The organism is Agrococcus sp. BE272 (genome assembly GCF_031457935.1).
In the GTDB taxonomy this organism is placed as follows: Bacteria; Actinomycetota; Actinomycetes; order Actinomycetales; family Microbacteriaceae; genus Agrococcus; species Agrococcus sediminis.
This window is the reverse complement of sequence record NZ_JAVDXL010000002.1, coordinates 610,493-627,393: the sequence shown is the minus strand read 5'-3', so window position 1 is coordinate 627,393 and position 16,901 is coordinate 610,493. Positions and strand designations below refer to the sequence as shown.

At 74.1% G+C, this 16,901-nt stretch carries 18 protein-coding genes and 1 tRNA gene; 6 read left to right on the top strand and 13 right to left on the bottom strand.

Annotation, left to right across the window (positions count from 1 at the left end):
• Positions 1-15: 15 nt before the first annotated feature.
• Genes J2X49_RS09435 through J2X49_RS09425 form a run of 3 tightly spaced genes read right to left on the bottom strand, consistent with a single transcriptional unit; the run spans position 16 to position 2,724 of the window.
• Complete coding sequence (locus J2X49_RS09435) at positions 16-996, bottom strand: FKBP-type peptidyl-prolyl cis-trans isomerase (RefSeq protein WP_128189371.1); 981 nt, start codon at positions 994-996, stop codon at positions 16-18.
• Positions 997-1,027: 31 nt separating this feature from the next.
• The gene (locus tag J2X49_RS09430) at positions 1,028-2,044 is read right to left on the bottom strand and encodes a tRNA (adenine-N1)-methyltransferase (protein ID WP_396131187.1); all 1,017 of its coding nucleotides are present in this window, start codon (positions 2,042-2,044) and stop codon (positions 1,028-1,030) included.
• On the bottom strand, positions 2,041-2,724 hold the full coding sequence (locus J2X49_RS09425; RefSeq protein WP_128189372.1) for an HAD family phosphatase: 684 nt from the start codon (positions 2,722-2,724) through the stop codon (positions 2,041-2,043). The genes J2X49_RS09430 and J2X49_RS09425 overlap by 4 nt, the downstream gene beginning before the upstream one ends.
• Positions 2,725-2,827: 103 nt before the next feature.
• Between J2X49_RS09425 and J2X49_RS09420 the strand changes: the two genes are divergently transcribed.
• On the top strand, positions 2,828-3,778 hold the full coding sequence (locus tag J2X49_RS09420; RefSeq protein ID WP_225792719.1) for a PAC2 family protein: 951 nt from the start codon (positions 2,828-2,830) through the stop codon (positions 3,776-3,778).
• A gap of 3 nt (positions 3,779-3,781) precedes the next feature.
• Here the strand turns inward: J2X49_RS09420 and J2X49_RS09415 are convergent, their stop codons facing one another.
• The 3 genes from J2X49_RS09415 to J2X49_RS09405 are packed head-to-tail and all read right to left on the bottom strand — an operon-like array spanning position 3,782 to position 7,184.
• Complete coding sequence (locus tag J2X49_RS09415; RefSeq protein WP_128189375.1) at positions 3,782-5,053, bottom strand: cysteine--1-D-myo-inosityl 2-amino-2-deoxy-alpha-D-glucopyranoside ligase; 1,272 nt, start codon at positions 5,051-5,053, stop codon at positions 3,782-3,784.
• On the bottom strand, positions 5,053-5,886 hold the full coding sequence (uppP, locus tag J2X49_RS09410) for an undecaprenyl-diphosphatase UppP (RefSeq protein WP_246990962.1): 834 nt from the start codon (positions 5,884-5,886) through the stop codon (positions 5,053-5,055). The genes J2X49_RS09415 and uppP overlap by 1 nt, the downstream gene beginning before the upstream one ends.
• A gap of 5 nt (positions 5,887-5,891) precedes the next feature.
• Positions 5,892-7,184, bottom strand: a complete 1,293-nt coding sequence (locus tag J2X49_RS09405; RefSeq protein WP_310125310.1) for a M20/M25/M40 family metallo-hydrolase — start codon at positions 7,182-7,184, stop codon at positions 5,892-5,894.
• An 89-nt stretch (positions 7,185-7,273) separates the two neighbouring features.
• On the opposite strand from J2X49_RS09405, the gene J2X49_RS09400 reads away from it, so the two are divergent.
• Positions 7,274-7,359 (top strand) — tRNA-Leu (locus tag J2X49_RS09400).
• Between the two features lie 119 nt (positions 7,360-7,478).
• Positions 7,479-7,721: a PspC domain-containing protein gene (locus J2X49_RS09395; RefSeq protein ID WP_310125307.1), complete on the top strand. Its 243-nt coding sequence runs from the start codon at positions 7,479-7,481 to the stop codon at positions 7,719-7,721.
• Between the two features lie 19 nt (positions 7,722-7,740).
• Here the strand turns inward: J2X49_RS09395 and dinB are convergent, their stop codons facing one another.
• On the bottom strand, positions 7,741-8,985 hold the full coding sequence (gene dinB / locus J2X49_RS09390; RefSeq protein ID WP_310125303.1) for a DNA polymerase IV: 1,245 nt from the start codon (positions 8,983-8,985) through the stop codon (positions 7,741-7,743).
• Positions 8,986-9,053: 68 nt separating this feature from the next.
• Here dinB and J2X49_RS09385 point away from each other — a divergent pair, with 68 nt between their 5' ends.
• A complete protein-coding gene (locus J2X49_RS09385) occupies positions 9,054-9,857 on the top strand; it encodes an SGNH/GDSL hydrolase family protein (RefSeq protein WP_310125300.1) in 804 nt (267 codons plus the stop codon).
• 29 nt (positions 9,858-9,886) lie between these two features.
• On the opposite strand, the gene J2X49_RS09380 is transcribed toward J2X49_RS09385, so the two are convergent.
• Positions 9,887-11,158 (bottom strand): hypothetical protein, encoded by a 1,272-nt coding sequence (locus J2X49_RS09380; protein ID WP_310125297.1) that lies wholly within the window; start codon positions 11,156-11,158, stop codon positions 9,887-9,889.
• On the bottom strand, positions 11,155-11,952 hold the full coding sequence (locus J2X49_RS09375; protein WP_310125295.1) for an RNA methyltransferase: 798 nt from the start codon (positions 11,950-11,952) through the stop codon (positions 11,155-11,157). Before J2X49_RS09375 ends, J2X49_RS09380 begins: the two co-directional genes overlap by 4 nt.
• 56 nt (positions 11,953-12,008) lie before the next feature.
• On the opposite strand from J2X49_RS09375, the gene J2X49_RS09370 reads away from it, so the two are divergent.
• Complete coding sequence (locus J2X49_RS09370) at positions 12,009-12,821, top strand: Sir2 family NAD-dependent protein deacetylase (RefSeq protein ID WP_310125293.1); 813 nt, start codon at positions 12,009-12,011, stop codon at positions 12,819-12,821.
• Here the strand turns inward: J2X49_RS09370 and J2X49_RS09365 are convergent.
• Positions 12,818-13,885, bottom strand: a complete 1,068-nt coding sequence (locus J2X49_RS09365) for a glycosyltransferase family 1 protein (protein ID WP_310125288.1) — start codon at positions 13,883-13,885, stop codon at positions 12,818-12,820. The two genes, J2X49_RS09370 and J2X49_RS09365, sit on opposite strands and share 4 nt — an antisense overlap.
• A gap of 4 nt (positions 13,886-13,889) precedes the next feature.
• Entirely contained in the window at positions 13,890-14,768 is an 879-nt protein-coding gene (locus J2X49_RS09360; RefSeq protein ID WP_310125286.1) for an alpha/beta hydrolase, read from the bottom strand.
• Between the two features lie 48 nt (positions 14,769-14,816).
• Between J2X49_RS09360 and J2X49_RS09355 the strand changes: the two genes are divergently transcribed.
• A complete protein-coding gene (locus tag J2X49_RS09355; RefSeq protein ID WP_310125282.1) occupies positions 14,817-15,629 on the top strand; it encodes an exonuclease domain-containing protein in 813 nt (270 codons plus the stop codon).
• Positions 15,630-15,766: 137 nt separating this feature from the next.
• On the opposite strand, the gene J2X49_RS09350 is transcribed toward J2X49_RS09355, so the two are convergent.
• Positions 15,767-16,015 (bottom strand): type B 50S ribosomal protein L31, encoded by a 249-nt coding sequence (locus J2X49_RS09350; RefSeq protein ID WP_128190198.1) that lies wholly within the window; start codon positions 16,013-16,015, stop codon positions 15,767-15,769.
• 94 nt (positions 16,016-16,109) lie between these two features.
• The gene (locus tag J2X49_RS09345; protein WP_310125277.1) at positions 16,110-16,895 is read right to left on the bottom strand and encodes an ABC transporter ATP-binding protein; all 786 of its coding nucleotides are present in this window, start codon (positions 16,893-16,895) and stop codon (positions 16,110-16,112) included.
• Positions 16,896-16,901 lie beyond the last annotated feature (6 nt).

Below are 16,901 nucleotides of genomic sequence, written 5' to 3'. Positions count from 1 at the left end.
GCCCCGCTGCCCGCGTCAGCCCTGCGCGGGCTCGACGCGGTCGAGGATGTCGATGACGAACAGCAGGTGCTCGCCCTCCCCGATCGAGGCGGGGCGCGTCGCAGGGTCGGCGTAGCCGAGCTCCTGCGGGATCGAGACGACGACCTGGCTGCCGATGGGCTGGCCCACGACCGCGTCGACGAAGCCGGGGATGAGGCTGCCGTCGGCGATCACGAACTCGGCCGGCGTGCCCTTGTCCCACGAGGAGTCGAAGACCTCCTCGGTCTCCCAGATGATGCCGGTGTAGTGCAGCAGCAGCGTGTCGCCCTCGGCGACCTCCTCGCCGGTGCCGGCGATGCTCTGCATCACGGTCAGGCCCTCAGGGGCCGGGCTGCCGGGGAAGGTGACGCCGGGCTGGCCGTTCGGGGCGAGCGCGATCGCGGGCATGCCCTGCTGGCCGGGGCGCGCGTTGCCCTCGGCGCGGCCGGGGTGCAGGTCCTGCACGCCGAGCACGACGACGGCGGTGTCGGCGGGCGTGATGTCGAGCTGGGCGGAGGCGGCGTCCGGTCCGAAGAGGTCGGCGACCGTCGTCGTGAGCGTCACCTGCGTGCCGGGGGCGGCGCACGTGACCGCGTCGGCGAGCACAGACTCGCCCCCCGCGGTGAGGCGCAGCGAGTTCGCGGGGGCCATCTCCTGGCTCGCGTCGTCGTAGGAGGTCGAGATGAGGTCGCCGGTCTTGCCCGAGTACACGACGTAGTCGGCGTCGACGATGTCGCCCTCGCGGGCCCGGTCGCCCTCGCCGCCCTGCAGGCGGGCCTGGTTGCCCTCGGTCACGAGCGGCACCTCGAAGTCGACCTCGGGCGCGCCCTCGGCCATGACGACGCTCACCTGGTCGGACGCATCCCCCGGCTGCAGCAGCGGCGAGCAGCCGTCGACGCTGCCCGCGGGCGCCTGGCACGCGGTGAGGCCCGCGGCTGCGACGAGCAGCGCGGCGATCGAGAGGGGGCGTGTGCGCACGGCGAGGCCTTTCAGGGTCGGGGAGACGCGGTCAGTCTACCTGCGGGGCGTCGGGCTCCCGGCCCGCGCCGCCGTCCGCGGCACCGCCGGTGATGGCATCCGCCTGGCGCCGCGCATCCCGCACCGCGCGGCGCATCCGCTTGTCGCTCGGGGTGCGGTCGCCGACCGCGCCAGGGGTCCACGCCTCGATGTCGGCGTCCGAGAAGTCGGCCTTCGCGGCGCGGCGCCGGAACGACGGCAGGTCGACGCCGTCGGCCACGCGCCGCGCGGTCATGAGGAAGCCGGTGTGCGCGACCATGCGGTGGTCGGGCCGCACGGCGAGCCCCTCGACGTGCCAGCCGCGCACGAGGGTCTCGCTCGAGCGGGGCGCCGTGAAGCGGCCGTCGGCGCGGATCGCCTCGACGGTGCGGCTCAGCTGCGTGACGGTCGCGACGTAGCAGAGCACGAGCCCGCCGGGGCGCAGCGCCCGCGCGGTCGCGTCGACGCACTCCCACGGCGCGAGCATGTCGAGCAGGACGCGGTCGGCCTCGCCGTCGGCGACGTGCTCGGGCAGCTCCTCGGCGAGGTCGCCGAGCACCGTCTGCCAGTTGGCGGGCCGCTCGCCGAAGAAGCCCGTCACGTTCGCCTCGGCGACGGCGCGGAACTCCTCGCGCCGCTCGAACGAGACGAGGCGGCCGGTGCCGTGCAGCGCGCGCAGCAGCCACAGCGACAGCGCGCCCGAGCCCACGCCCGCCTCGACGACGGTGAGGTCGGGGTGGATGTCGGCGAAGCCGACGATGTGCGCGGCGTCCTTCGGGTAGATGATCGCGGCGCCGCGCGGCATCGACATGACGTAGTCGTGGAGCAGCGGGCGGATCGCGAGGTGCGGCGCCTCCCCCACGTGCACGAGCGAGCCGTCGTCGACGCCGATGAGGTCGGCGTGCGGGAGCGCGCCGTGCTGGGTGCCGAAGGAGGCGCCCTCGGTGAGCACGATGGTGTGCATGCGCTGCTTCGGGCCGGTCAGCTGCACCACGTCGCCCCACTGGAAGGGGCCGGTCCTGCCCATCATGCGCGGGCCTTCCTGATCGCGGCCGCCACGTCGGCGGGGCTGCGCCCCTCGAGCGTCGGCCAGTGGACGATGCCGGGCACCTGCGAGACGTCGACCGCGTGCGGCACGCCGATCGTGGTCATGCCCGCGGCGAGGGCGCTCGCGGCGCCCGTGATGGAGTCCTCGATGGCGACGGAGCCGTCGGGCTCGACGCCCAGCAGCCTCGCCCCGAGGAGGTAGGGGTCGGGGTGCGGCTTGCCGCGCTCGCACTCGTCGCCGGCGACGGTCACGTCGAACGGGGATGCGCCGAGCCGCGCCGTGAGCGCGGCGTCGACGCGGTCGACGATGCGGCGGGTCGACATCGTGACGAGCGCGACGGGCACCTCGTGCTCGCGCAGCTGGCGCAGCAGCTCGAGCGCGCCCGGGCGCATCGGCAGGTCGTCGCCGAGCCCCGACAGCACCTCACCGACGAGCCGATCGACGATCGCGTCGGCGCTCATCGGCACGCCGCGCTCGATGAACGTGCGCGCGCCGTCCCAGAGGTCGACGCCCACGAGGGCCTCCGCATCCGCAGCCGTCCAGGCGATGCCGTGGTCGGCCGCGAGCCGCGCCTCCGAAGCCATCCATACGGGCTCCGTGTCGATGAGGGTGCCGTCCATGTCGAACAGGACGGCGTCGAGCCGGGAGGTGGGGGCGGTCACCGCGCAAGCCTACCGACGTGACGGCACCGGACCGTCCGGCCCGCCTCCGCCCCGACCCGGGATGGGACGTAGAGTGGGCGTTCGACATGAGGAGGTGCCCGTCGTGGCGCGAGGACCGATCGAGGGACGCATCATGGTCGTCGCCTTCGAGGGCTGGACCGACGCCGGCGATGCGGCGAGCGGCGCCGTGCGCCGGCTCATCGAGGCCTGCGAGCTCGAGGCGTTCGACGAGATCGAGCCCGACGAGTACGTCGACTTCGCGATGCACCGGCCCGTCGTCCGCACGCTCGAGGACGGCGCGCGGGCGCTCCAGTGGCCCGCGACGGTCGCCTACGCGCCGACGCGCCCCTCGACCCGCGAGCCGCTCGCCGCCGACGCCGGGCTCGACGTCTCGACCGGCAACGAGGGCGAGCTCTTCGCCGTCGTCGGCGCGGAGCCGAGCCGCAACTGGGCCGCCTACGCCGCAGAGTTCCTCGAGATCGCGCGCGGCTGCGAGGTCGACGCGATCGTCTTCGTCGGCGCGATGCTCGCCGACGTGCCGCACACGCGCCCGATCGCGACGTCGATCACGAGCGACAGCCGCGAGCTGCAGCAGCGGCTCGGCGTGCTGCAGAGCGAGTACGAGGGCCCCACCGGCATCATGACGGTGCTCTCGCTCGCCGCCCAGGACGCCGGCATCCAGACCGCGTCGCTGTGGGCGTCGGTGCCCCACTACGTGCACAACGCGCCGGCTCCGAAGGCCGTGATCGCGCTGCTCGACCGGCTCTCCGAGATGGTCGACGTCACGGTGCCGCTCGGCGACCTGCCCGAGCAGTCGGGCGAGTGGGAGCGCGGCATCGACGAGCTCACCGAGCGCGACGACGACATGCGCGCCTACATCGGCAAGCTCGAGGAGCAGCGCGACGCGGTCGAGAGCCCGGAGGCCTCCGGGGAGGCGATCGCGCACGAGTTCGAGCGCTTCCTGCGCGACCAGAACGGCAGGCCGCGACCCGATCCGCGCGGCCCCGCGTCGGGCGACGAGCCCGACCGCGGCGACGACGCGCCGCCGGTCTAGGCGTCAGCGGCGCGCGACCGACCTGAGGTCGATGCCGAGCAGCGCGTCGATCGCCGCGAGGCTGCCCTCGTCGGCCGGGGCGCGCTGGATGAACGCGTCGACCGCCTGGAGCGCCGCGGGGGTGCTGAGGTCGTCGTGCAGCGTCACGCGCAGCCACGGCACGACGCTCTCGGCGAGCGACGGGTCGTCGTCGGGCGTCGTCGACCACTCGAGCCAGCGGTCGAGCCGCTGCTCGGCGGCCTCGAGCTGGTCGTCCGTCCACTCCCAGTCCTCGCGCCAGTGGTGCGCCAGGAGCGCGAGCCGCACCGCGGCGGGCCGCGCGCCCTGCTGCAGCAGCCGCGAGACGAGCACGAGGTTGCCGAGCGACTTCGACATCTTCTCGCCCTCGTAGGCGACGAGCCCGGCGTTCAGCCGCACCTCGCTGAACATGCGGGCGCCGAGCGCGAGCGCGTGGTGCCCCTGCATCTCCTGGTGCGGGAAGCGCAGGTCGCGTCCGCCGGCGGCGACGGTGAAGGGCGTGTGCAGCTCCTGCATCGCGATCACCGTGCACTCGACGTGCCAGCCGGGTCGGCCGCGGCCGAGCACCGAGTCCCACGCGGGCTCCCCCGGCCGCTCGGCGCGCCACAGCAGCGGGTCGAGCGGCGAGCGCTTGCCCGGCCGATCCGGATCGCCGCCGAACTCGCGGGTGAGCTCGAGCATCTCGTCGGCGCCCGTGCGGCTGCCGAAGCCCATCGGGAACTGCCGCTGCCGCGTGGTGTCGAACAGCACGTCCTCCCCGAGCGGCGTGCCGTCCTCGCCGACCGCCGGCAGCGCGTAGGCGTCGCCGGTGTCGAGCATCCGCCGCACCGCGTCGGCGATGGGCTGGATGCGCTCGGTCACGGCGACCCACGAGTCGGGCGGCAGGATGCGCAGTGCCTCCATGTCGTCGCGGAACAGCTGCTGCTGGCGCTCGGCGAGCTCGCGCCAGTCGACCCCGTCGCGCGCGGCCCGCTCGAGCAGCGGGTCGTCGACGTCGGTCGAGTTCATCGCGGTGCGCACGTCGAGCCCGGCGTCGAGCCAGACGCGCGTGAGCGTGTCGAACGCGAGGTAGGTGAAGGCGTGGCCGAGGTGCGTGGCGTCGTACGGCGTGATGCCGCACGTGTACATGGATGCGACGGGGCCGGCGGGCACGACGGCCCGGCCGTCGCGGCGCACGTCGTGCACGCTCGGCCGCTCCCCCGCGCCGTGGCCGAGGCGGTCGAGGTCGGGGACGCCGGGGCGCTGCCAGGAGCGCATCAGCCGGCCTCGATCCAGCCCGCGGCGAGCGCGATGAGCAGCACGGTGCCGAGCGCGATGCGGTAGACGACGAACGGCAGGAACGAGCGGCGCGAGATCCAGTCCATGAGCAGCTTGATCACCGCGATGCCGACGACGAACGCGACGACGGTCGCGGCGATCGTCGGTCCCCAGCCGAGCCCGACCGACGAGGGCTCCGAGACCGCCTGCATCGTCTCGTAGATGCCGGCGCCGAAGACGGCGGGCACGGCGAGGAAGAACGCGTACTTCGCCGCGGCGGGCCGCTCGTAGCCGAGGGCGCGGCCCATGCTCGTCGTCGCGCCCGAGCGCGAGACGCCGGGGATGAGCGCGAGCACCTGCGCGAGCCCGATGAGGAGCCCGTCGCGGTAGGTGGTGGTCTCGAGGGTCTTCACCCGCTTGCCGAGCATGTCGCAGAGGCCCAGGATCACGCCGAAGACGATGAGCACCGTCGCGGTGATCCAGAGCGAGCGCCACTGGTCGCGGATGAGGTCCTGGAACAGCACGCCGGCGACCACGATCGGCACGGTGCCGATGATGACGAGCCAGCCCATCTTCACGTCGGGGTCGTCCTTCGGCACGCGGCCGGAGAAGGAGCCGAACCACTTCCCGATGATGCGGGAGATGTCGCGCCAGAAGAAGATCACCACCGCGAGCTCGGTGCCGATCTGCGTGATGGCGGTGAAGGTGGCGCCCGGATCCTCGGCGCCGGGCAGGAACAGCCCGGCGATGCGCAGGTGCGCGCTCGAGGAGATGGGCAGGAACTCGGTCGCCCCCTGGAGGGCGCCGAGCAGGATCGCGATCAGCCAGTCCATGGTCCTCAGTAGGTCAGCAGCAGGTCTTCGAGCACGTCGGTGCCGAAGTCGAGGGCGTCGAGCGGCACGCGCTCGTCGACGCCATGGAACATGGCGGCGAAGTCGAGCTCCGGGGTGAGCCGCAGCGGCGCGAAGCCGTAGCCGGCGATGCCGAGCTCCGAGAGCGCCTTGTTGTCGGTGCCGCCGGAGAGCATGTACGGCAGCACCGGCGCCTCGGGGTCGTGGCGGCCGAGGCTCGCCGTCATCGCCTCGACGAGCGCGCCGCCGAAGGGGTGCTCGATGCCGACGTCGCCGTGCACGAGCTCGATCTCGATCTCGTCGCCGACGAGCGCCTGGATGGCGTCGATCGCCTCGCGCTCGCGGCCGGGCAGCGGCCGCACGTCGATGCGCGCCTCGGCGACCGAGGGGATCACGTTGTGCTTGTAGCCCGCGTCGAGCATCGTCGGGTTGGCGGTGTGGCGCAGGCTCGACCGCAGGAAGCGCGAGATCGTGCCGGTGCGCTCGGCGACCGCGTCGGGGTCGTCGGCCGGAGTGCCGAGCAGCCCGGCGATGCGGGCGATGAGCTCGCGCGTCGTGTCGGTGAGCTCGACCGGGAACTCGTGGGCGCCGACCGCGGCCACCGCGGCGGCGAGCTTCGTGACGGCGTTGTCGCGCATGTGCTGCGAGCCGTGCGCGGCGGTGCCGCGCGCCCGCAGCAGGATCCACTGCAGCGCCTTCTCGCCCGTCTGCAGCAGGTAGGCGCGCTGCCCGGCGATCTCGACCGAGTAGCCGCCGACCTCGCTGATCGCCTCCGTGGCGCCGGCGAAGACCTCGGGGTGGTTGCGCACCATCCACTGCGAGCCGAAGATGCCGCCGGCCTCCTCGTCGGCGAAGAACGCGAGCACGAGGCCCCGGCGCGGGCGCCGGCCCGACGCGAGGATGCGCTCCACGGCCGCGAGGATCATCGCGTCCATCTGCTTCATGTCGACGGCGCCGCGGCCCCACAGGAGCCCGTCGCGGATCTCGCCCGCGAACGGGTCGACGCTCCACTCGGCGGCGTCCGCCGGCACGACGTCGAGGTGCCCGTGCACCACGAGCAGCGGCAGCGAGGGGTCGCTGCCCTCGATGCGGGCGATCACGGTGGCGCGGCCTGGGGCTGCCTCGAAGGTCTCGCTCGCCACGCCCATCGACGCGAGCACGTCGGTGACGTACGCCGCCGCATCCGCCTCTCCGGACGAGCGGCCGCCGCCCCAGTTCTGGGTGTCGAAGCGGATGAGGTCCCTCGCGAGCTGCACGGTGCGGGTCGTCTGGTCGGTCACCAGCCAAGGCTAGCCGCCGCCGTCGGTCATCCCTGCCCGCTGGGCCGTGCTAGAGTCATCTCTCGGTCCACCAAGTGGTCCGACACCTTGCGCGGGTGGCGGAAATGGCAGACGCGCTAGCTTGAGGTGCTAGTGCCCGTATTAGGGCGTGGGGGTTCAAGTCCCCCCTCGCGCACAGACAGAGGCCCGGAGCTCATCGCTCCGGGCCTCTGCCCGTTCCCGGCCACGGACGGATGCGCGGATGCGCGGATGCGAGCCATGGTGCCGCCCAGGCGGCCGGGCTACGGTGCTCCCATGGCATCCGTCTTCGACTCCATCCGCAGGACCGGCTTCCGCCGCGGCCCCTCCCGCCTCTTCGCCGGCATCTGCGGCGGCATCGCCGCGCAGCTGCGCGTCAACGTCTGGATCGTCCGCCTCGTGATGCTGGTGCTGTTCGCGCTGCCGGTGCTCGGCTGGGGCCTGTACCTCGTGGTCTGGGCGCTCACGCCCAACCAGTCGGGGTCGATCCCGCTCGAGCGGTGGCTGGGCCGCCGCTGAGCCCTGCCCCCCTGCGGCGCTAGTCGCCGCCCGAGGGCCCGGTGTCATCGCGCTTGCGCTCGCGGCGCAGCATGCTCGCCGGGGCGACCGCCGCTGCGCCGAAGCGGTCGTGCACCGCGTCCATCGCGCGCTCCGCGCTTCCCCACGTGGCCGTGTCGTCCCACAGCAGGCCGTGGTCGGCGGCGTCCTGCACCGAGCTCGCGCGCACGCCGAGGAGCCGCACGGGCGGCAGCCCGCCGAGCGCGTCGAGCAGCGACCACGCCGTCTCGACCAGCACGCGCGTCACATCCGTCGGCTCGGGCAGCGTGCGCGAGCGCGTGATGGTGCGGAAGTCGTGGAAGCGCACCGTGAGCGTCACGGTGCGCGCCTGCACGCCGGCGTCGCGGAGCCGCCGGCCGACGCCCGTCGCGAGCCGCAGGATCTCGCCCTGCAGCTCGGCCTGCGCGGTCACGTCGCGCGAGAACGTGTGGTTGTGCCCGAACGTCTTCTCGTGCGGGCGCTCGCGCACCTCGCGCGGGTCGCGCGCCCAGGCGAGGTCGTGCAGGTGCCTGCCGGTCGCCTCGCCGAACCAGGCCATGAGCCGCTCGAGCGGCGTCGCCGCGACGTCGCCGACCGTGTGCAGGCCGTAGCGGGCGAGCCGCTCCTGCTGCTTCGGGCCGACGCCCCACAGCGCCGACACCGGCTGCGGGTGCAGGAAGCCGAGCACGGCGTCGTCGGGCACGACGAGCAGCCCGTCGGGCTTGGCGCGCGAGGAGGCGAGCTTGGCGATGTGCTTCGTGCCCGCTGCGCCGACGGAGGCGACGAGGCCAGTCTCGGCGCGCACGCGCTCGCGCAGCGCGGCGCCGATGCGGTTCGCCCCGCCGGAGAGCCGCCGCAGGCCCGCGATGCCGACGAACGCCTCGTCGATGCCGAGCCGCTCGACCTCGGGAGAGACGTCGTCGAGGATGCCCATCACCTGGCTCGAGAGGCGCTGGTACAGCCGGAAGTCGGGCTCGAGGATGATCGCGCGCGGGCACAGCTGCCGCGCGCGGGCCATCGGCATCGCCGAGTGCACGCCGTACCTGCGGGCCTCGTAGGTCGCGGCCGTGACGACCGAGCGGCTCGAGTCGTGGCCGATCACCACCGGCAGCCCGACGAGGTCGGGGCGGGCCAGCAGCGACGCCGAGGCGAAGAACGCGTCGAGGTCGACGTGGAGGATCGTCGCGGTCGTGTCGTCGACCTCGGGCCCCGACACGAGGCGGTTCGAGCCGTCCTGCTTGCTCACTCCCCCATCGTCCCACGCGCCGCCCACGCGGCCTGCGGCGAGCGGCCGGAGCAGGCAGGATGGGAGGCATGCAGCACGCCGGCATGGAGCATCCGTACACCCGCTACGTCGCCCTCGGCGACAGCTTCACGGAGGGCGTCGGCGACGAGGAGCCCGACCTGCCCAACGGCGTGCGCGGCTGGGCCGACCGCGTCGCCGAGGAGCTCGCGCGCACGCGCCCGGACTTCGCCTACGCCAACCTCGCGATCCGCGGGCGGCTGCTCGGGCAGATCGTCGAGGAGCAGCTCGAGCCCGCCATCGCGCTCGAGCCCGACCTCGTCACCATCTCGGCCGGCGGCAACGACCTCATCCGGCCCGGCGGCGACCCCGACCTGCTCGCAGCCCGGCTCGACGAGGTCGTGGGGCGCCTGCGCGCGACCGGCGCCGAGGTCGTGCTCTTCAACGGCCCCGACATCGCGATGACGCCCGTGCTGCGCTCCATCCGCGGCAAGGTCGGCATCTACAACGCCAACCTGTTCGGCGTCGCCGCGAAGCACGGCGCGGTCGTCGCCGACATGTGGTCGGCCCGGCACCTGCAGCAGCCGCAGATGTGGGCGCCCGACCGGCTCCACTTCTCCCCCTACGGCCACCACGCGATCGCGATGCTCGTGCTCGACGCGCTCGGGGTGCACCACGACCTCTCCGCCATGGAGCCCGAGCCGCTGCCGGCGCGCAACTGGCAGCGCATGCGCCTCGACGACCTGCACTGGGCGCGCGAGCACCTCGCGCCGTGGGTCGTGCGGCGGCTCCGCGGGCAGTCGTCGGGCGACGCGATCCTGCCGAAGCGGCCGGTGCCGGGGCCGGTGCGGCCGGCCGAGCCGATCGACGGCTGAGCCGACGCGTCGCCGGGACGACGGCCGGCTCAGTCGAAGTACCAGCCCACGACGTCGACCGGATGCGTGAGGCGCCACGCGAGGTCGGGTGCGGCGAGCATGCCGTCGGCCCGCACCGGCGTGCTCGACGTCTCGCCGTCGTGGTCGGTGAGCGACGCCTGCCCCACCTCGGAGCGCGGGGCGCCCGGCTCGACCGCACCCGCCTCGGCGGTCGCGGTCGGCTGCTGCGCGCCGAAGACGTCGGCGTCGAGGTCGCTGAGGGTCGACGCGCTCGTGGTCGCGCCCCACGGCGCCCGGAACTCGGCGACGACGGTGCCGGCGGGCACGATCGTGCGCCGCTGGAAGTCGTCCCAGAGGCTGTCGAGCAGGGTGAGCATCGCCTCGTCCGTCTCGTCGGCGGCGATCGTGCCCATCACGACGGCGACGATCCGGCGCGGCTCGCCGTCGACGACGCGCTCGGCCGTGACGAAGAGGTTGCGCCCCCAGACCTTGAGCGTGCCGGTCTTGCCGCCGTCGACGAAGCCCTCGCCGAGGATGCGGTTGGTGCTCGGCGCGATGCCGATGCCCGGGATCGCCACCTCCTCGAGCTGCAGCGTGGCGAGCACGACCGGGTCGGCGACGGCGAGCAGCCCGATGCGGGTGAGGTCGGCGGCGCTCGAGACGCTCCGGGCCGAGAGCCCGATGGGATCGGCGAGCGACGTCTGCTCGAGCCCGTGCCGCTCGGCCCACGCGGCCGACGCATCCAGGAACGCGTCGATCGAGCCGAAGCCCCAGTTCGCGAGCGACCACGCGGCGTTGCCGGCGGAGTCCACGAGCGCCCACTCCATGAGGTCGCGCTGCGTGACGACCATGCCGTCGTAGACGGGCGCGATGGGCGCGTTGTCGGCGAGCGCCTCGCCGAGCGCGACGAGGTCGGGCCGGCCGAGCGTGATCTCGGCGCCGCGGTCGTCGCCCTCGATCGGGTGCGCGTCGAGCACGACGAGCACGGTGACCAGCTTCGTGATGCTCGCCATCGGGTGCGCCTCGTCGCTGCCCCACGCCTCGGCGGCGCCGTCGACGCCGACGACGGCGTAGCCGGCGGCGCGCGCGGTCTCGGGCCACGCGACCGACGCGGCGCCGGGCTCCGCGGCCTCGATCGGCACGGGCGTCGCGGCGACGGCGGGCGGTGGCGCGAAGGCGAGCGCGACGCCGAGGATCGCGGCCGCCGCCAGCAGGGCGACGACGAGCGCGCGCACGAGCACGACGAGCGGATGCGGCCGGCTGGCGCGCTGGGAGGCGGCGGTGACCGCGCGGTGCGTCATCGCAGCGCCCACATCGCCACCGCCGCGGAGGCCGCGACGTTGAGCGAGTCGACGCCGTGGTGCATCGGGATGCGCACGACCCGGTCGGCGGCGGCGATCGCGCGCCGCGACAGGCCCGGCCCCTCGGAGCCGAAGACGAGCGCGACCCGGTCGGCGGGCGAGAGCGCGTACTCGGCGAGGTCGACCGCGTCGTCGGCGAGCGCCATCGCGACCACCTCGAAGCCGGCCTCGCGGAAGACCGGCATCGCGGTCTCGAGCGCGTCGATGCGGGTCCAGGGCACCTGGAGCACCGTGCCCATCGAGACGCGCACGCTGCGCCGGTACAGCGGGTCGGCGCACGTGCCCGTGACGAGCACGGCGTCGGCGCCGATGCCCGCGACCGAGCGGAACGCGGCGCCCACGTTCGTGTGGTCGACGAGCCCGTCGAGCACGACGACGCGACGCGCGCTCGCGAGCAGCGCCGACGCATCCGGCAGCACGGGCCGCTGCATCGCGGCGAGCGCGCCGCGGTGCAGGTGGAACCCGGTCAGCCGCTCGAGCACCGGCTCCTCGCCGACGAACACGGGCACGTCGCGGTCGGCGACGAGCTGCTCGACCTCCGGCAGCCAGCGCGGCGCGACGAGCACCGAGCGCGGCTCGTGGCCGGCGCGGAGCGCGCGGGCGAGCACGGTCTGCGACTCGGCGATGTAGAGGCCCCGCTCGGGCTCGGTGCGGCGGCGGAGCGCGACGTCGGTGAGCCCCACGTAGTCGTGCAGGCGGGGGTCGTCGAGGGAGTCGATCGCGATGACCTGCATGTGCCGCCGACCTCCTCCGCCGGTGGCCCAGCCTACCGGCGACTACGGTGGAGACCGTGCTCGACACCGCCATCGACCTGCTCCGCGGCCGCCGCATCGCGGTGCTCACGGGCGCGGGCATCTCGACCGACTCCGGCATCCCCGACTACCGGGGCGAGGGCGCCCCGCGCCGCACGCCGATGGTGTTCGACACCTTCCTGAGCAGCGAGGACGCCCGCCGGCGGTACTGGGCCGGCAGCCACCTGGGCTGGCGCAGCTTCGCGTCGGTGCACCCGAACGACGGCCACCGCGCGCTCGCGCACATGGAGGAGGCGGGCCTCATCACCGGCATCGCCACCCAGAACGTCGACGACCTGCACGAGCGGGCCGGCTCCGCGAACGTCACGCACGTGCACGGGCGCTTGCACACCGTGTCGTGCCTGCGCTGCGGGCGCACCTTCGACCGGCACCGCATCGCCGACGAGATCGAGCGGCTCAACCCGTGGATCGCCATGCCCGAGCAGGTGCGGCTGCAGCCCGACGGCGACGTCGAGATCGACGCGTCGCAGGAGTTCCAGGTGCCGTCGTGCCCCGTGTGCGGCGGCATGCTGAAGCCCGACGTGGTCTTCTTCGGCGAGACGGTGCCGCCGCAGGTGTTCGCCGAGGCGCGCGACATCATCGCCGCGGGCGACGCGGTGCTCGTCGCCGGCTCGTCGCTCGTGGTGAACTCCGGCACGCGGCTGCTCGAGGTCGCGCGCCGCGCCGACGTGCCGATCGTCATCGTGAACCGCGGCGAGACGCGCTGGGACGCGCGCTCGGCCGTACGCGTCGAGGGCGGCACGAGCGAGACGCTGTCGGCGATCGCCGACGCGCTCATCGCGCCTTTCTAGCGCCTCGCCTCCGCCGCGATCCGCTCCAGGAATGCCCCCAGCCGCACCGCCGACTCGCGCCAGGTGTGCGTCGCGGCCTGGGCGAGCGAGGCGCGCGAGACGGCCGCCCACTCCCCCTCGAGCGACCGCACGGCGCGGGCGAGCGCATCCGCGTCCCCGACCGGGAAGAAGCGCGCGGCGTCGCCGCCGATCTCGCGGAAGATCTCGGTGTCGGCGATCACGGCGGGCACCCCGAGGCTCATCGCCTCGAGCACCGGGATGCCGAAGCCCTCGTCGCGGGACGCGTGCACGAAGGCGGTGGCGCTGCGCAGCAGGTCGGCGTACTCGGCGTCCGAGATGCCGTCGTGGAAGACGAGGGATGCGCCGGGCGCGAGCGCGGTCAGTCGCGCGCGGGTGGCGGGGTCGACGCGGCTGCACAGGTGCAGCTCGTGCCCGGGCAGCAGCGCGGCCGCCCGCACGAGCGTCTCGACGTCCTTGTAGGGCATGAACGACCCCATGTAGACGAGCCGCCGCGTGGGCGGCTGCTCGTGCGCGACGGGGGCCCCGAGCGACGAGGGCGCGTTGCCGACCACCGCGACGGGCCGCCGCGTGAGGCGGTGGCGCTCGATCAGTCGGCGGGTCGTCTCGGAGATCGTGACGACGCCGTCGACGGCGTTCAGCAGCATCCGCTGCGGCGCGAACGACAGGTGGTAGAGCCGCCACAGCCCCCGCACGAGCGGCGACTGGTCGCGCGGCGGCGTGCGGTGGCGGTAGTAGATGAGGTCGTGCACGGTCGTCACGAGCGGCCAGGCCCGCCCGAGCGAGCCGATCGTCTGCATGGGCGAGAAGGCGATGTCGGCGGGCACGCGCCGCAGCCTCCAGGCGGTGAGCGGCTCGAGCACCCCCGCCGGCGATGGCCCCAGCAGGTGCGGCAGCGCCGGCAGCATGCGCAGCTGGCGCTCGTCGCTCACGAGCATCGTCACGTCGTGGTCGCGCGCGAGCTCGCGCACGAGCTCGGCCGAGTAGCGGGAGATGCCGTCGTGGTGCTCGAGGCGCACGTAGCGGCAGTCGAAGAGGATGCGCACGCGGCTACCGCGCCTCGGCGAGGAAGCGGCGGATGATCGCGGCGGCCTCGCGGGGCTGCTCGTAGTGCACGAGGTGGCCGACGCCGTGCAGCACCGACAGCCGCGCGTCGCGGAAGCGGGTGCGGAGCCGGTGCTGCTCGGCGATGGGGGTGATGTCGTCGCGGTCGGCGGCGATCAGCTGCACCGGCTGCGCGATGCGGTGCGCGACCTCGCCGACCGTATGGCGGATCGAGGCGTCGAAGGCCTCGAGCACCGAGCGGCGCGAGGCGTAGCGCGAGAAGTAGCGGTCGTGCTGGTCGTGGATCCAGCGCTTCAGCTGCCGGTCGCGCGTCTTCGCCATGAAGGCGCTCATGCCGCGCACGATCGGCGGCGCGCCGAGCAGCGCGAGCCCCGCGCGCTCGGGGAGCGCCGCGGCGGCGCGGTAGTAGCCGAGGGCGAGGAGCGACCCGAGCCGGTCGCCGCCCTCGAGCGCGGGGGTCGCGATCGGGTTGACGAGCACGATGCGCGGTGCCTCGAGCCCGCCGGCGGCGGCGTGCGCGACGACGATGGAGCCGAAGGAGTGGCCGAGCACCGCGGCGCCGGGCGCCACGACGGCGACGAGCGCCCGCAGCCACGCGGCGTACGCGTCGATCGTGGCGTGCGGCAGCGCATCCGACTCCCCGAACCCGGGCAGATCGGGCACGATCGTGCGCATGCCCGGGAGGTGGGCGACGATCGGCTCGAGCCCGTGGTGGTCGCCCCGGAACCCGTGCACGAGCACGAGCGGCGGGGCGGCGGGGTCGCCGTACTCGAAGACCGCGGTGCGGGTGCCGTCGACCACCGCGTCGTACCGGCGCTGCGGCAGCGCGTCGAGCAGCGCGGCGTACGGGGACTCGATCGGCACCCGCCGAGCCTACCGGCGGGTGTGGGCTGCCGCGGCTACCGTGGGCGCATGGTCGGAACGAACGTGCAGCAGCTCCCCCTCCCGGTCGAGCGGGCGACGGCCGAGCCGGTCGCGGCCGGGCAGCCGGTGGCGGCCGCGCCGCAGCTCCACCGCCCGATCCTCGCCGTGAGCCCCCACGCGCCCGACCGCTGGATCGACCGCCTCGTGGTCTTCGACCTCGAGACGACCGGCGTCGACCCGTCCGAGGCGCGCATCGTCACCGCGTACGTCGGCGTGCTGGATGCGTCGGGCGCGGTCGTCGAGGAGCGCTCCTGGATCGTCGACCCAGGCATCGAGATCCCCGAGGGATCGGTCGCCGTGCACGGCATCACCACCGAGCGCGCCCGCGCCGAGGGCGCCCAGGCGGCGGCCGCGGTGTGCGAGATCCGCGACGTGCTGGCCGGCTACTGGGCGCAGGGGCTCGCGGTGTGCGCGTTCAACGCCGCCTACGACATCTCGCTGCTCGACGCCGAGTGCCGTCGGCACGGCCATGAGCCGCTCGCCGCGATGCCGGTGATCGACCCGATGGTGCTCGACAAGCAGCTCGACCGGTTCCGCCGTGGCAAGCGCACGCTCACGGTCGCGAGCGAGGTGTACGGCGTCGAGCTGCTCGACGCGCACGACGCGAGCGCCGACGCGATCGCGGCCGGCCGCATCGCGCAGGCGATGGCGATGCGCTTCCCCGAGCTGCGCATCGACCCCATCTCGCTGCACGAGCTGACGGCCGGCTGGGCCGACGAGCAGGCCGCGGGCTTCGAGGAGTACCGCCGCCGCACCGACCCCTCCTTCAGCGCCGGGCGCGGCTGGCCGCTGCGGTCCTGAGCGTCGCCGGCGCGCGGAGCTGGCGCCCGCGCGCGTCATGACGGCCGGAGCCGGCCGCGGGCATGACGAAGGGCGACGAGCCGAAGCCCGTCGCCCTGCGTGTCAGGCGCTGCGCGCCAGAGATGTCGCTGCTGCGATCAGCCGCCGAAGCCCTTGTAGCGGTTCTTGAACTTCTCGACGCGGCCGGCCGAGTCCATGATGCGCTGCTTGCCCGTGTAGAACGGGTGCGAGGCGCTCGAGATCTCGACGTCGATGACGGGGTACGTCTCGCCGTCCAGCTCGATCGTCTTGTCGCTGGTGATCGTCGAGCGCGTGAGGAACGTCTCGCCCGAGGCGAGGTCGCGGAACACGATCGGCTGGTAGTCGGGGTGGATCTCGGTCTTCATGGTCGTCCTTGGTGTCGCTCGAGCGCGGAAAGTCCTTCGGCCAACGTGCGGGCCGACTGACGAGTGTATCAGGTGGTCGGGGTGCGGGCGAGCCTCAGCGCGTCGCGCGAGCGGCCCACCGGCCGCCCTCGTGGGCGATCTCGAGCGGGAGCCCGAAGGTCTCGGTGAGGTGCGCATCCGTCAGCACGTCCTCGAGCCGACCGGCCGCGACGACGCGGCCCTCGCGCAGCAGCATCCCGTGCGTGAAGCCCGGCGGGATCTCCTCGACGTGGTGCGTGACCATGATGATCGCGGGCGCCAGCGGGCTCGACGCGTACTCCTCGAGCGACTGCAGCAGCGACTCGCGCGCACCGAGGTCGAGGCTGCCCGCCGGCTCGTCGAGCAGCATGAGCTCGGGGTCGGTCATGACCGCCCGCGCGATCTGCACGCGCTTGCGCTCCCCGTCGGAGAGCGTGCCGAAGGTGCGGGTCGAGAGGCCCGTGAGATCCCACGCGTCCATCACCTCGGCCGCGCGCTCGAGGTCGAACGACTCGTAGCGCTCGCGCCAGCGGCCCGTCACCGCGTAGGCGGCCGTGAGCACGACGTCGCCGACGCGCTCGGTCGCGGGGATCTGCCGCGCGAGCCCCGTGGCGGCGAGCCCGATGCGGGTGCGCAGCTCGAAGACGTCGACGCCGCCGACCCGCTCCCCCAGCACGTGCGCCGTGCCGGAGGTCGGATGCGCCGTGGCGGCCGCGATCTGCAGGATCGTCGACTTGCCGGCGCCGTTCGGCCCCAGGATCACCCAGCGGTCGGCCTCGTCGACCGTCCAGGAGAGCTGATCGAGGATGCGGTTGCCGCCACGGACGAACGAGACGTCGTGGAGCTCGAGGACGCTGGCCATAGGAGC